The organism is Streptomyces griseus subsp. griseus, from assembly GCF_003610995.1.
In the GTDB taxonomy this organism is placed as follows: Bacteria; Actinomycetota; Actinomycetes; order Streptomycetales; family Streptomycetaceae; genus Streptomyces.
In genome coordinates, this window is the sequence record NZ_CP032543.1 from 4,399,247 (window position 1) to 4,412,975 (window position 13,729).

At 73.8% G+C, this 13,729-nt stretch carries 13 protein-coding genes and 1 pseudogene; 8 read left to right on the plus strand and 6 right to left on the minus strand.

Annotation, left to right across the window (positions count from 1 at the left end; translation table 11 throughout):
• Window positions 1–14: 14 nt before the first annotated feature.
• Window positions 15–665, minus strand: coding sequence for an SRPBCC family protein (locus tag D6270_RS19840; protein WP_109164220.1), 651 nt, complete (start codon window positions 663–665; stop codon window positions 15–17).
• Window positions 666–804: 139 nt separating this feature from the next.
• Between D6270_RS19840 and D6270_RS19845 the strand changes: the two genes are divergently transcribed.
• Window positions 805–1,458, plus strand: coding sequence for a TetR/AcrR family transcriptional regulator (locus D6270_RS19845; RefSeq protein WP_109164219.1), 654 nt, complete (start codon window positions 805–807; stop codon window positions 1,456–1,458).
• Between the two features lie 6 nt (window positions 1,459–1,464).
• Here the strand turns inward: D6270_RS19845 and D6270_RS19850 are convergent, their stop codons facing one another.
• Entirely contained in the window at window positions 1,465–2,457 is a 993-nt protein-coding gene (locus tag D6270_RS19850; protein ID WP_109164218.1) for a GlxA family transcriptional regulator, read from the minus strand.
• A gap of 90 nt (window positions 2,458–2,547) precedes the next feature.
• Here D6270_RS19850 and D6270_RS19855 point away from each other — a divergent pair, with 90 nt between their 5' ends.
• The 3 genes and pseudogenes from D6270_RS19855 to D6270_RS19865 all read left to right on the plus strand — a co-directional run bounded on the left by D6270_RS19855 (window position 2,548) and on the right by D6270_RS19865 (window position 6,014).
• Window positions 2,548–3,873: an MFS transporter gene (locus tag D6270_RS19855; RefSeq protein ID WP_109164217.1), complete on the plus strand. Its 1,326-nt coding sequence runs from the start codon at window positions 2,548–2,550 to the stop codon at window positions 3,871–3,873.
• Between the two features lie 131 nt (window positions 3,874–4,004).
• Entirely contained in the window at window positions 4,005–4,454 is a 450-nt protein-coding gene (locus D6270_RS19860) for a ribosomal maturation YjgA family protein (RefSeq protein WP_109167357.1), read from the plus strand.
• Window positions 4,455–4,695: 241 nt separating this feature from the next.
• Window positions 4,696–6,014 (plus strand): annotated as a pseudogene (locus D6270_RS19865) (MFS transporter).
• Between the two features lie 24 nt (window positions 6,015–6,038).
• Here the strand turns inward: D6270_RS19865 and D6270_RS19870 are convergent.
• Window positions 6,039–6,641 (minus strand): flavin reductase family protein, encoded by a 603-nt coding sequence (locus tag D6270_RS19870; RefSeq protein WP_109164216.1) that lies wholly within the window; start codon window positions 6,639–6,641, stop codon window positions 6,039–6,041.
• An 80-nt stretch (window positions 6,642–6,721) separates the two neighbouring features.
• Entirely contained in the window at window positions 6,722–7,306 is a 585-nt protein-coding gene (locus D6270_RS19875) for a CGNR zinc finger domain-containing protein (RefSeq protein WP_109164215.1), read from the minus strand.
• Window positions 7,307–7,459: 153 nt separating this feature from the next.
• Between D6270_RS19875 and D6270_RS19880 the strand changes: the two genes are divergently transcribed.
• The 4 genes from D6270_RS19880 (at window position 7,460) to D6270_RS19895 (ending at window position 10,473) form a co-directional block, all read left to right on the plus strand.
• Complete coding sequence (locus D6270_RS19880) at window positions 7,460–7,915, plus strand: VOC family protein (RefSeq protein WP_109164214.1); 456 nt, start codon at window positions 7,460–7,462, stop codon at window positions 7,913–7,915.
• A gap of 57 nt (window positions 7,916–7,972) precedes the next feature.
• Entirely contained in the window at window positions 7,973–8,995 is a 1,023-nt protein-coding gene (locus tag D6270_RS19885; RefSeq protein WP_109167355.1) for a pyridoxamine 5'-phosphate oxidase family protein, read from the plus strand.
• 69 nt (window positions 8,996–9,064) lie between these two features.
• Window positions 9,065–9,259, plus strand: coding sequence for a ferredoxin (locus tag D6270_RS19890; protein WP_109164213.1), 195 nt, complete (start codon window positions 9,065–9,067; stop codon window positions 9,257–9,259).
• Window positions 9,256–10,473 carry an NAD(P)/FAD-dependent oxidoreductase gene (locus D6270_RS19895; protein WP_225976910.1) on the plus strand — a complete coding sequence of 406 codons (1,218 nt, stop codon included), beginning with the start codon at window positions 9,256–9,258 and terminating at the stop codon, window positions 10,471–10,473. Before D6270_RS19890 ends, D6270_RS19895 begins: the two co-directional genes overlap by 4 nt.
• 9 nt (window positions 10,474–10,482) lie before the next feature.
• Here the strand turns inward: D6270_RS19895 and D6270_RS19900 are convergent, their stop codons facing one another.
• Together D6270_RS19900 and D6270_RS19905 are read right to left on the minus strand one after the other, a co-directional pair.
• Window positions 10,483–11,304 carry an enoyl-CoA hydratase/isomerase family protein gene (locus tag D6270_RS19900; protein ID WP_109167354.1) on the minus strand — a complete coding sequence of 274 codons (822 nt, stop codon included), beginning with the start codon at window positions 11,302–11,304 and terminating at the stop codon, window positions 10,483–10,485.
• Window positions 11,301–13,529, minus strand: coding sequence for an acetate--CoA ligase family protein (locus D6270_RS19905; RefSeq protein WP_109164211.1), 2,229 nt, complete (start codon window positions 13,527–13,529; stop codon window positions 11,301–11,303). The genes D6270_RS19900 and D6270_RS19905 overlap by 4 nt, the downstream gene beginning before the upstream one ends.
• Window positions 13,530–13,729: the final 200 nt, after the last annotated feature.

The window sequence follows — 13,729 nt, forward strand, 5'->3', positions numbered from 1 at the left end:
CGCCGGTCACCGGTTCAGCACGGGCGGTGGCCGCCGGACCGCGCCTCGGCGGCGGTCTTCAGATCGGCCAGCCAGCCATCCAGCCCCTGCTGGAGGATCTCGGTCGCGAAGGGGACGTTCGCGTCGACCTGTTCGCCGGTGTGGGTCTCCTCGGTACGCACGAGGACTCCGCCCCAGACCTTGGTGAAGCTCCAGACGTGTACGCCGTCGATGCGCAGCCCCTCACCGACGGCGGGACCGGTCCAGCGGATGCAGGAGTTGGGCTTCAGCTGCTTGACGGTGGAGGTGATGTCCAGGCTGGTGGCGGGAGTCGCCGGGTTCGGCGGGATCGGGGTCGTCCACCGGAACGCCGAACCCGGGCGGAAGGGCCCGTGGTCCAGCCGGTCCACACCCGTGACGTGGGCCTGCCAGGCGGGCCAGCGCTCCACGTCCGTCTGGAGCTTCCAGACGGCGCTCAGCGGCGCGTCGATGACGGTCTCGGCCCGGGCCCGGACCAGGGCCTCGGCGTCGACGCCCTTGCCCTGGCAGGTGAGGGGCGCTCCGGGGCGCGGGGTGGTGGTGGCCGCTCCGGCGGGCGCGGCGGCGGTGGCGAGGACCCCGGCGGCGACGAGCGGGACGGTGAGGAGAGCGGCGGTGCGGGCACGGGCAGCACGGGCGCGGGGCATGACGGGCCTCCATCGGTGAGCACTTGATTCGTTCGTTAGAAGTTGTAACGCACGCGCACTGAAGGGGTCAACGGGTTTCGTGATACCTTCTAACGAAACTTTGAATAGATAGCCCTGCGGCCGGAGAAGGTGACACCCCATGGCGAAGCCCGACGCCGCGACCCCGCGCGAGCGCTACCGCGCCCAGGTCCGTACGGAGATCAAGGAACACGCCTGGGAGCAGATCGCCACGGCGGGCGCCTCCGCGCTCTCCCTCAACGCGATCGCCAAACAGATGGGTGTGAGCGGCCCCGCGCTCTACCGCTACTTCGCGGGGCGGGACGAGCTGATCACCGAGCTCATCCGGGACGCGTACCGCAGCCTCGCCGACACCCTGCGGACCGCGGCCGCCGAAGGTGCCGACCTGTCAGGGCTGGCGCACGTGCTGCGCGGCTGGGCGCTGGAGGACCCGCAGCGGTACTTCCTCCTCTACGGCACCCCGGTCCCCGGCTACCACGCGCCCGACGACACCACCGCCATCTCCTCCGAGATCATGGCGACCCTCCTGACCGCCTGCGCGGCACTCACCCAGGACGCCCCGGACGCCCCGTTCGCCGCCCACCTCGCCGACCACCGTGACTGGGCCGGCGCCCACCCCGCCCCGCCCGCCGCCCTGCACCTGGCCATGACCTTCTGGACCCGGATGCACGGGGTCCTCTCCCTGGAGCTGGCGGGCCACTTCACCGGCATGCGCTTCGACCCGGAGCAGCTCTTCGCGGCCGAGCTGGAAAGTCTGCTGCGGCGGAGCGCGTAACCCTGCCTACGGGGTGTCCGCCGAGGCCCGGCGGAACGTGCGGCGGTAGACCGTCGGCGGCACGCCCAGGGCCGCCTGGAGGTGCTGGCGCAGGGAGGTCGCCGTGCCGAAGCCCGCGTCGCGGGCCACCTGGTCGATCGACAGGTCCGAGGACTCCAGCAGGTGGCGGGCCCGCTCCACCCGCTGCTGGGTCAGCCACTGGCCGGGGCTGATGCCCACCTCCTCCCGGAAGCGGCGGGTGAAGGTGCGTACGCTCATCGACTCCTGGTGGGCCATGTCCCGCAGCAGGATCGGCCGGTCGAGGCGTCCCAGCGCCCAGGCGCGGGCCGCGGTGGTGGTCGCGAACTGCGGTTCGGGGACCGGGCGGTGGATGTACTGGGCCTGGCCGCCGTCCCGGTGCGGCGGGACGACCGTGCGCCGGGCGATCTCGTTGGCGACGGCCGACCCGTGGTCGCGGCGTACGAGGTGGAGGCAGAGGTCGATCCCGGCGGCGACCCCGGCCGAGGTGAGGACGTCGCCGTCGTCGATGAACAGGACGTCCGGGTCGACGCGGACCTGCGGGAAGGTGCGCTGGAAGTGGTCGGCGGAGGACCAGTGGGTGGTGGCGGGGCGGCCGTCCAGGTAGCCGGCGGCGGCCAGGACGTAGCTGCCGGTGCAGATGGAGACCATGCGGGTGCCCGGCCGGATCAGGGCGAGGGCGGCGGCCAGCTCCTCGGTGAGCCTGCCCTCCTCGAAGACCGGGCCCAGTTCCCAGGAGGCGGGGATGACCACGGTGTCGGCGGTGGCGAGCGCCTCGGGGCCGTGCTCCACCAGGATCGCGTAGTCGGAGTCGGTCCGGACCGGCCCCGGCGGGCGGATGGAGCAGGTCACGACCTCGTACAGCTTCCTGCCCCTGTTGCCCGGTACGGGCTCCAGGGAGCGGCCGAAGATCCGGTCCGGGATGCCCAGTTCGAAGGGGAGCAGTCCGTCCAGGGCCAGGACAGTGACGCGGTGCGGCATGGCGGGCCTCCTTGAAGGGCGCCGGTCGGTCCTACCGGGTGAAACTCACTGGCTGGTATAGACCATGGGCTGGTACAGGTTAGCGACGTGATGGAGAAGCCGACAGAGACCGAGCCCATTCCCGACGCCTCGCGTGACACTCCAACCCCGCCGCCGCTCCCGCCGCTGCCCTCCCCGGCCTCGATAGGCCTCGGTGGTCCCGGGGGCCCCGGCGGTTCCGGCGGGCTCTGGAACCGTAACTTCCGCTACTTCTTCGTGGCCCGTACGGTCGCGCTCTTCGGCGACGGCATGATCCCCGTGGCCCTCACCGCCGGGCTGCTGGGCGCGGGCCGCCCCGCCTCGTCGGTCGGGTTCGCGCTGGCCGCCTGGATGGGGCCGCTGGCGGTGTTCGTGCTGTTCGGCGGGGTGCTCGCGGACCGGTTCACCCCGCGCCGCATGATGATCATCGCCGATGCGCTGCGGCTGATCGGCGCCTCGGTGCTGGCCGTCACGTTCGCCGTGGGCAACCCGCCGCTCTGGTCGGTCTACGTCCTCAGCTCCGTCGCCGGGGTCGGCGCCGCGCTCTTCCAGCCCGGCGTCGCCTCGACCGTGCCCCGCGTCGCCACCGACGTCCAGCGCGCCAACGCCGTCCTGCGGGTCTCCGAGGCGCTGATGACCATGGCCGGCCCCGCCTTCGCGGGCGTGCTCGTCGGCCTCGCGAGCGCCGGGGCGGTCTACGCGGCCAACGCGGCCACCTTCGCGGTCTCCGGCGCCTGCCTCTTCCTGATGCGCCTGGCCCCCGCCCCGCACGACGACGCGGTACGCGGCACCTTCACCGCCGAACTCGCCGACGGCTGGCGGGAGTTCAGGGCCCGTTCCTGGCTCTGGGGGGTGATCGCCGTCTGGACCGTCTACGGCTTCGCGGTCCTCGGCCCGATGCTCCCGCTCACCGCCGTCCTGGTCACCCAGGAGCACGGCTCGGGGGCGTACGGCATGCTGATGGCGGTCAGCGGGGCGGGCAGCGTCGTCGGCGGGCTCACGGCCCTGCGGCTGCGGCCGTCCCACCCCCTCGCGGCCGGGGCCGTCGCGCTGCCCCTCGTCGCGGTGAACCTGGTGGTGCTGGCCCTCGGGATGCCGCTGCCGGTGCTGGCGGCGGGGCAGTTGCTGGCGGGGGCGGCCGCCGCCTTCTGGCTGGTCATGTGGTCCACCACGGTCCAGACGCACGTCCCGCCGGAGGCTCTGAACCGGCTGCACGCCTACGATGTGGCCGGTTCGCTCCTGATGGTCGCGGCGGGCCGTGCCCTGGCCGGCCCGGTGGCCGAGGCGGTGGGCGCGCCGGAGCTGCTGGTGGCGGCGGCCGTGATCAACGTGGGGGTGGTGGCGGTGCTGCTGGTGGCCCGGCCGATCCGGCAGCTGAAGAGGATGGGGCTCGCGTGAGGGGCCTGCCGTCGGGCCCCGACTCACCGGGCCTCGCCTCGCGGGTACCCGGCTCCACCGCGCCCGGCCTCAGCCCACCGGAACCCGGCCCCGCCTCACCGGGCCCCGCCTCGCGGGTACCCGCCTCCACCGTGCCCGGCCCCGCCTCACCGGAGCCGCGCTCCGCCCTTCGCGCCCGCGCGCTCGCGGCCGGTGCCGCCGTCGTCACGGTCGCCGCCGGCCTCGGTGTGCGCGCCGGGGCGGACGGCGGCGCCCTCGCCAAGTACGCCGGGAGCGCGCTCTATACGGTGCTGCTCTGCGCCCTCGTCGCCTTCTGCGCGCCCCGTGCGCGGCCCGTCGCCGTGGCCGGGACCGCGCTCGCCCTGAGCTGGGCCGTCGAACTCCTCCAGCTCACCGGCGTCCCCGCCGAACTCTCCGCCCGCAGTACCGCTGCCCGGCTGGTGCTCGGCTCGACGTTCAACGCCCCGGACCTGTTCTGGTACGCGGTGGGCGCGGCGGCGGCCTGGGGCGTCCACGTGGGGGCCCGGCGGCTCGCCACGCCTTCGTCCTCTGCCGGGCCTCGGCCCGCCGCATCTCGATGACCTCCAGGACATGGGCGGTGGCCTGCCGGCGGACCGCACCCGCCACGAACAGCTACCGCCCCCGGCACCGGGACCGGGATACGAGGTGCCCGGCCGGACGGCCGCGCGCTGATCGACGGCGATGGCATGTGCAGGGGCCGCCGGACCCCGACGCCGGGCCGCGCAGGAGTGGCCTGATCCCTGCGAACCATGTCCTTCCGGCCACTCGCGGGAGAACGGCCGGGCCAAGAAGCTGTTCCCCGTGACCGAGACCATCGAAAGCGCCGCCCAGGACGACGAGCAGGGGCCACCGCGCGAGACGCACCGCCGTCGCCCCCGCGTCCACCGGGCGTGGATCGTCGCCGCCGTCACCTTCGTGACGATCATCGGCGGCGCGGCCTTCAACTCGCTCCCCGGGCTGCTCATCGACCCGCTCCACACCGAATTCGGCTGGTCGCGCGGCGAGATCGGGCTCGCGGTCTCCATCGACATGGCGCTGTACGGCCTGACCGCGCCGTTCGCCGCCGCGCTCATGGACCGCTTCGGCATCCGCCGGGTCGTGGCGACCGCGCTGACCATGGTGGCGGCCGGGGCGCTCGCCAGCGTCTGGATGACGGCCTCCTGGCAGCTGATGATCTACTGGGGCCTGCTCGTCGGCCTCGGCACCGGCTCCATGGCGCTGGCCTTCGCCGCCACCGTCACCAACCGCTGGTTCGTCGCCCGCCGGGGCCTGGTCACCGGCATCCTCACCGCCGCCGGGGCCTCCGGGCAGCTCATCTTCCTCCCGCTCTGCGCCTGGATCGTCGACGAGCACGGCTGGCGGCCCGCCTCCATCACCGTCGCGCTGGCGGCCCTGGTCGTGGTCCCGTTCGTCTGGCTGCTGATGCGCGACCACCCGGCCGATGTGGGGCTCGCCCCGTACGGCGGTGTGTACGCGGCGAAGCCCGCCCCGCCCCGGGCGCCGCGCGCCGTACGGTGAAGGTGCTGTTCCAGGCGGCGCGCACCGGCCCGTTCTGGCTGCTGGCGGGCACGTTCGCGATCTGCGGGGCGTCCACCAACGGCCTGATCCGCACCCACTTCGTCCCCTCCGCCCACGACCACGGCATGCCGATCACGGCCGCCGCCTCGCTGCTCGCGGTGATCGGGATCTTCGACGTCGTCGGCACGATCTTCTCGGGCTGGCTCACCGACCGCTTCGACGCCCGCCGGCTGCTCGCCGTCTACTACGCCCTGCGCGGGATCTCGCTGCTGTTCCTGCCGATGCTGATGGCGCCCGACGTACGGCCGCCGATGATCTTCTTCATCGTCTTCTACGGTCTGGACTGGGTCGCCACGGTCCCGCCGACGCTGGCGCTCTGCCGGGAGCAGTACGGGGAGGACAGCGCGATCGTCTTCGGCTGGGTGCTGGCCTCGCACCAGGTGGGTGCGGCGGCCGTGGCGTTCCTCGGCGGGGTCGCGCGGGATGTCTTCGGCAGTTACGACGTGGTCTGGTACGCGTCGGGGGCGCTGTGCGCGGTCGCGGCGCTGATGTCTCTGGTGATCCGGCGGGCAAGGGCGGCTTCGGGGGCCGCCGGCGGCTGAACCGGCCGGTTTCCGGGGCGGGGATCAGCGGCTGAACCGGCCGAACACCCCCCGGTGGAACAGCAGCGGCTCCCCCTCCGCCGCCGCCCCCAGCGCCGCCACCCGGCCCACCACGATGAGGTGGTCACCACCGGTGTGGACGGCGTGGACGCGGCAGTCGATCCAGGCCGGTACGGAGCCCAGGAGCGGTGACCCGGTCGCCGGGGCCTCCCCGTACGCCACCCCCGCGAACTTGTCCGCCCCGCTCACCGCGAACCCCCGGCAGAGCGCGCCCTGTTCGACCCCCAGGATGTTGACGCAGAAGACCCCGGCACGGGCGATGCGCGGCCAGGTCGTCGACGTACGGGCGACCATGAAGGCCACCAGCGGCGGGTCCAGCGAGAGCGAGGCGAAGGACTGGCAGGCGAAGCCGGTCGGCCCGTCCGCGTCGTGCGCGGTGACGACGGTGACGCCACTGGCGAAGTGGCCCAGTACGCGGCGGAATTCGGCCGGGTCGACGGGGAGCCGCTCGTCGTCCCGGACGGCCCTGAGATCCGGCCGGGGCAGCGTCTGCGAAGGCGGCTGCGGCCGGTCTGCTGTCGTGGCGGCGCCGACGGACCTGAGGTACCGGACGGCGGTGGCGGCCATGCCTGCGTGTCCCATCACCCGGCCATTAGAGCTGACGCATCGTCAGATGTGAACCCATGTGCCAGGCGGGTGGGCCCCGTTCACGCGCCGGTGCGGCGCGCGTAATGGCGTTGCGCCTTCGCCCGGTTGCCGCAGCCGGCCATCGAACACCAGCGGCGTGTCCCGTTCTTGGAGATGTCGTAGAAGTGCAGGACGCAGGTGTGGTTGGCGCACGGGCGGATGCGGTCGGGCCGGTCGGCCACCAGGTGGAGCCAGTTGTCGGCCGCGAGCCAGGCGGGTCCCCAGGTCGGATCGTCCAGCTCCACCGTCGACTCCGGCAGCCCGTCGGGCCCCAGGGTGCGGCGGATGCGCCCGTGGGAGAGCGCCTCGTTGAGCGCCGCCGCCGTTGCGGGTTCGGCCGGCTCCCGCCGGGTGGCGGCCGCGGTCAGTGCTTCGAGTGCCCTACGGGTCTCCAGCAGCCGGTCCAGGGTGGCGCGGCCGACGGGTGGGGCGAGGGGGGCCGTGTGGGTGCGTACCTGCTCGCTGTTCAGCCAGATCGCCAGGCCGCTCTCGGATTCCAGCAGGTCACGCGGGCCGTCCGCGCCGATCCAGCGGGTGTTGAGCAGGTCCAGCGCGAGCGGTTCGCCGATGAGTGGCCGGGGGTCGGGCCCGGGGGGTTGCGGCACGGCAGGGGTTCCTTCCGTCGCGTTGCGTCTCCCTCGATTCTAACCGGACAAGAGATTTTCACCGGTTGACGGCCCTCGTTCTAACCCTTAAATTCACTTTTACTGGTTGCGAGGTGGCCTCGCGGCCCCGACCGAAAGAGTGGGGACCGATCCATGAGCAAGGCGAAGAACCTGCGGACCGGCCACATCGGCCTCAACGTCACCGACCTGGACCGTTCGATCGCCTTCTACCGCGAGGTCTTCGACTTCGAGCTGCTGGGCGAGGGCAAGGACGGCGACCGCCGCTGGGCCTTCCTCGGGCGGGACTCCCGGCTCGTGGTGACCCTGTGGCAGCAGAGCGAGGGCATGTTCGCCCCCGCGCTGCCCGGCCTGCACCACCTCTCCTTCCAGGTGGACACCGTCGAGGAGATCCGGGCCACCGAGGAGGTCCTGCGGTCGCTCGGCGCCACGTTCGCCTACGACGGGGTCGTGCCGCACGGGGAGACCGGGACGTCGGGCGGCATCTTCTTCTCCGACCCCGACGGCATCCGCCTGGAGATCTACGCCTCCACGGGCGCCGACCCGGCCGACGCCCCGACCTCCGGGGCTCCCACCTGCGGCTTCTTCTAGGCGGCGGCCAGGGACGATCCGCGCGCACTCTCAGCGAAAGGCAGAACCATGGGCGGCATGGGCAGCACGGGCGGCTACCACCGCGGCGAGATCGCCGTGCAGGAGCGGGCGGGCTTCGCCCGTCAGGCCGGACACGCGCGGGGCGCCATCGGCAACACGGTCCCCGATGTGGCGGTGGCCTTCCTGGCGGACCAGCCCCACGTGGTCGTGGGAGGCGCGGACGAGCGGGGCCGGATCTGGGCGACGCAGCTCACCGGGGAGCCGGGCTTCCTGACCGTACCCGGACCGCACACCCTGAACATCGGGATGCTGCCCCCGCCGGAGGACCCGCTCGCGGCGGTCCTGACGGGAGCCGGGGTCGCGGCTACGGACGGAGCCGGAGCCGAGGCCGAAGCTGGGCCCGGAGCCGGAGCCGGAGCCGGAGCCGGAGCCGGAGCCGGAAGCGGCTTCGGTGCGGATGCCGTCCCGATCGGCATGATCGGCATCGAACCGGCCACCCGGCGCCGGATGCGGATGAACGGCCGGGCGGTCCGGGACGGCGACGGGCTGCGCGTCGAACTCGACCAGGTCATCTCCAACTGCCCCAAGTACATCCAGAAACGCGACCACCACCCGGCTGCGTCGACTCCGGTACCCCGTACGGCAGTCGACAGCGCGGAGCTGAGCCCCGAGCAGCAGCGGACGCTCCGGGCCGCCGACACCTTCTTCGTCGCCACCGCCTCCGACCGGGGCGACGCCGACGCCTCGCACCGGGGCGGCAACCCCGGCTTCGTCCAGGTGCTCTCGCCCCGGCTCCTGCGCTGGCCCGACTACGTGGGCAACGCCATGTTCCTGACCCTGGGCAACCTCGAACTCAACCCGGCCGCCGGTCTCCTGGTCCCCGGCTGGAAGACCGGCACCTCCCTGCACCTGACGGGCTCGGCCCGCACGGTGTGGGACGAGGAGGAGGTGGCTCGTACGCCGGGGGCGCAGCGGCTGGTGGAGTTCGAGATCGCCGCCGTACGGGAGATCGCGGCGGCTTCCCCGCTGCGCTGGACCGAGCCCGCCTACTCCCGCTTCAACCCGCCGACGACCGGCTGATGTCGCTGTACGTGACGTGGCGCCCCGCCCGGCCGGGCGCCGCGTACCCCTACCTCTGACGGAGTCATCATGCGGATCACCGTGGACCTGGATCTCTGCGAGAGCCACGGCAGTTGCGTCTTCGCCGCCCCCGAGATCTTCTCGTTCGACGACGACGATTTCCTCCTGTACGAAGCCACCCCGGACGAGGGGCTGCGCGAGGTGGCCGAGAAGGCCGCCGCCTCCTGCCCTGTCCGCGCCATCACCGTGGCCGCCGCCCCGTGAGCGCCGCAGGCCATCCGCGTGACGTGGTGATCGTCGGGGCCTCGCTGGCGGGGCTGCGGGCCGCGACGACCCTGCGCGCCGAGGGGTTCACCGGAAACCTCACCCTCGTCGGGGCCGAGCCGCACGCCCCGTACGACCGCCCGCCGCTCTCGAAGAAGTTCCTGACGGCGCCGGCCCCCGCCGACACCGGGCTCCCGGTCCCCGACGGTCTCGGGGCCCGCTGGCTGCTGGGGAGGGCCGCGGTGCGGCTGGACCCGTACAGCAGGATCGTCACCCTCGCCGACGGCACCCGCCTGCCCTACGACGGCCTCCTGATCGCCACCGGGGCTACTGCCCGGTCCGGCGCGACGGCCGGCGAACCCGGCCGGGGGCAAGGGGTGTTCACCCTGCGCGGCCGCGACGACGTGACGGCGCTGCGGGCCGCGCTCCTCCCCGCGCGGAGGCTGCTCGTCGTGGGCGCGGGCTTCCTCGGCGGTGAGGTCGCCGCCGCAGGCCGGGCGCTGGGTCTCCACGTCACGCTCGTGGAGGCCGCGGCCGTACCGCTGGAGCGGGCGATCGGCGTGGAGGCCGGGGCGTTCGTGGGGATGCTGCACCGGGAGGCGGGCATCGACCTGCGCACCGGCACCACGGTCGCCGAGTACCGGACCGGCCCGGACGGCACGCTCGGGGCCGCCCGCCTGGCCGGCGGCCGGCTCGTCGCGGCGGATGTCGCGGTCCTGGCCCTGGGCGCGGCCCCGGCCACCGGCTGGCTGGCCGGGTCGGGGATCGAGGCGGCCGACGGAGTGCGTACGGACTCCCGGCTGCGAGCCCTGTTCCCGGACGGCGGCGTGGTGCCCGGCGTGGTCGCGGCGGGCGACGCGGCCCGGGTCCCGCAGCCCCTGGCGGACGGCGCGGCCCCCGCCCTCGGCCACTGGTCCGGCGCCGTGGAACAGGCCGCCGCGGCCGCCCGTACGCTGCTGCTGGGCGACGCGGCCCCACCCTTCGCCGAGGTCCCCTCCTTCTGGTCCGACGTCCACGGGGTCCGGCTCCGCTCGGTGGGCCTCCCGGCGCTCGCCGACACGGCCAAGGTCCACGAGTGCGACCGTGCGGCCCGGCGCCTGGAGGTCAGCTACCACCGGGAGGGCCGCCTGACCGGCGCCCTGACGATCGGCCGGACCTCCCGGCTGGCGCCCTACCGGCGGACGTTGGCCCAGTACGCCGTCGGGCGCCGCTGAGCACGACGTTCAGCGCCCCCGGTACTCCGGTGTCCGCCGCTCCACGAAGGAGGCGACGCCCTCGTCGGCGTCCCGGGTGGTCATGTTGATCTCCTGGGCGGCCGCCTCTGCGGCGAACGCCGTCGCCCGGTCGGCGGTGAGCGAGTCGTTCACGAGCTGCTTGGTCAGGGCGATGGCACGGGTGGGCCCGCAGGCCAGCCGCCCGGCCCACTCGGCGGCGAGGCCGGCCAACTCGCCGGCCCCCACCGTACGGTTGACGAGCCCGATCCGTTCCGCGTCCGCCGCCGTCAGGGCGTCCCCGAAGAACATCAGCTCCTTCGCTCGCTGCGGCCCCACCAGCCGGGGCAGCAGATAGGCGCCGCCGCCGTCCGGGACGAGCCCCCGGCGTACGAAGACTTCGATGAACGTGGCCGTGTCGGCCGCCAGCACCAGATCGCAGGCGAGCGCCAGGTGCGCGCCGATCCCGGCGGCGGTCCCGTTGACGGCGGCGATCACCGGCTTCTCGCAGTCCAGTACGGCGGCGATGAGCCGTTGCGCGCCGAGCCGGATGGTCCGGGCGACGTCCCCGGGGACCCGCCCCCGGGTCGGTGCGGGGGAGCCGCGCAGGTCGGCGCCCGCGCAGAAGCCGCGCCCGGTGGCGGTGAGCACGACGGCCCGTACGGCGGGGTCGGCGGAGGCGTCGGCCAGCAGCGCGATGACACGCTCGCGCTGCTCCCAGGTGACGGCGTTCATGGCCTCCGGCCGGTTGAGGGTGATCCAGGAGACCCCGTCGGCGGTGGTGCGGTGGAGGACGGTGGACCGCGGAGACGCGTCCACGGGATCGGCGCTCACCGGCACACCGCCAGCGCGTCCAGTGCCACCGCGCCCTGGCCGCGCCCCAGCACCACCAGCGGGTTGATGTCCAGCTCGGTCAGGTCGTCGCCCAGCTCCAGGGCCATCCGCTGGACCCGGAGCACCACCTCCACCAGCGCGTCCACGTCGACGGGCGCCCCGCCGCGCACACCGGTCAGCAGGGCCCGGCCGCGCAGCTCGCCGAGCATGTCCCGGGCGTCCTTCTCGCCGAAGGGAGGCACCCGTACCGCCGTGTCGTGCAGCACCTCCACCAGGACCCCGCCGAGCCCGACCGTGACGGTCGGCCCGAAGAGGGGGTCGTGGGTGACGCCGACCATCATCTCGACGCCCCGGTCGATCATCTGGCAGACCAGGATGCCGTCCAGGTCGACCGATTCGAAGCGGGCGATGTCGGTCAACTCGCGGTATGCGTCGCGTACTTGACTGGCCGATGTGAGCCCGACCTTGACCAGGCCCAGCTCCGTCTTGTGGGCGAGGTGGGGGCCGGAGGCCTTCATCACCACGGGGTAGCCGACCGGGCCCGCCGCCCGGACCGCGCCCGCCGCGCTGGTCACCAGCTGCTCGCGCGGCACCCGGATCCCGTACGCGCGCAGCAGCTGCTTCGCCGCGTGCTCGCTGAGCTGCTGGCCCGGCCGCATCAGGCCCCGCGCCTTGCGGAAGGAGGGGGAGGGGGTGCGGGGGGCCTCGTCGAAGGGGGAGCGGTAGCCGTTGGCGAAGCGGTGGTGGTCCAGGTAGGCCTTCACGGCGGTGACGCAGTTGGAGAACGTACGGAAGGTGGCGACGCGGGAGGAGCCGAGGAGCGTGGTGCGGTAGGCGTCCTCGGTGCCCACGGGGGAGCCCCAGATCACACAGACCAGCTTGTCCGTGGCTTCGGCCGCCTCCACCAGGTCCTGGGCGAGGCGGTCGCTCATGGGCGGGAACGGTCCGGTGATCGGGCAGATGAGGACCCCCACGGACGGGTCGGCGAGGAGGGCGTCGATGATCTTCCGGCCGCGGTGGTCGCCGACAGGGTGGCCGCCGTTGTCGATGGGGTTGGACACGTTGAGGTAGCCGGGTATCCAGGTGTGCAGCTCGTCCTGCTTGGCGGGGGAGAGGCCGGGCAGCGACAGCCCGGCGGCCGTGGCCAGGTCGGCGAAGTGGGCGCCGGTGCCGCCGGAGATGGAGTACACGGCGACGCCCTCCGCCCGGGGCGGCCGGGCCCGGGCCAACAGGGCTGCGGTGTCCTGGAGTTCGTCGAGGCCGTCCACCCGGACCACCCCGAACTGCCGCATCGCCGCGTCCACCACCTGGTCCGCCCCGGTCAGCTTCCCGGTGTGCGAGGCGGCGGCCTCGGCCCCGGCCTCCGTACGCCCCACCTTCACCGCCACCACCGGCACCCCCGCGCGGGCGGCCCGGTCGGCGGCGAGCAGGAACGAACGGCCGTCCTTGAGCCCCTCCACGTAACAGGCGATGGCCCCCACCTCGGGGCGCTGGGCGAAGTACGCGAGGAAGTCCGCAGTCTCCAGGTCGGCCTCGTTGCCGGTGGGCGCCCAGTGCGAGAGCCGGATGCCCAGCTCCTGGAGGGCGTGGAGGGGGCGGCCCTGGTGCCCGGACTGGGTGATCAGGGCGATCGCGGGCCCCTCCAGGTCGTCCCGGAACTCCTCGAAGGCGTTCAGGTTGGTGTTCGGCCCCAGCAGCCGTACGCCGGACCGCTCCACGGCCGCCGCCAGCCGGGCCTGCGCCACGGCGCCCGCCTCCCCGGTCTCGGCGAACCCGGAGGCGAAGGCCACGGCGAAGGGGATCTTGGCCTCGCCGAGCTCCTCGATCACCGGGAGCGGGTCGGCGACCAGCAGGACCGCGAGGTCGGCCGGCTCGGGCAGGGCGGCGACCGAGGGGAGGCAGGGCAGCCCGAAGACGGTGTCGCGGGCCGGGTGCACCGGTTGCAGCCGCGCCCCGACCCGCTCGGCCCAGGCGATGAGCTGCCGGGTGATGCCGGTGTTGGGGCGCCCCTCGGTGTCGGATGCGCCGACGACGGCCACCGAGCGCGGCCGGAAGAAGCGGTCCAGGTCGGGCACGGCCAGCTGCAACGGCCGGCCGCTGACGTCGAGGCCGCCCTGCCGGGTGGCGGTGGGCAGGCTGACGACGGAGGCGTGCGGCTCCTCGCCGCAGGCCACCACCCGGGCGCGGAAGTCGGTGGTGAGGGTGCCGTGAGTCGATCCAAGCATCGTTCCGCCACTCCTGCTCGAAGGTCCTGCTCGTGGTCCGCCGGCCCGGTGTCCGTGTGGGGCAGGCGCATTTGGCTGACGCACTGTCAGGTTACTGAACTGACGGCCCGTCAGGAATGGTCGTGCAGGCAAAGGCTCCCGGGGGTACGGGGGTGGGGGCCGCCGCTGGTCACGGAGGGGTGCGAAGTGGCGTAGGGTTG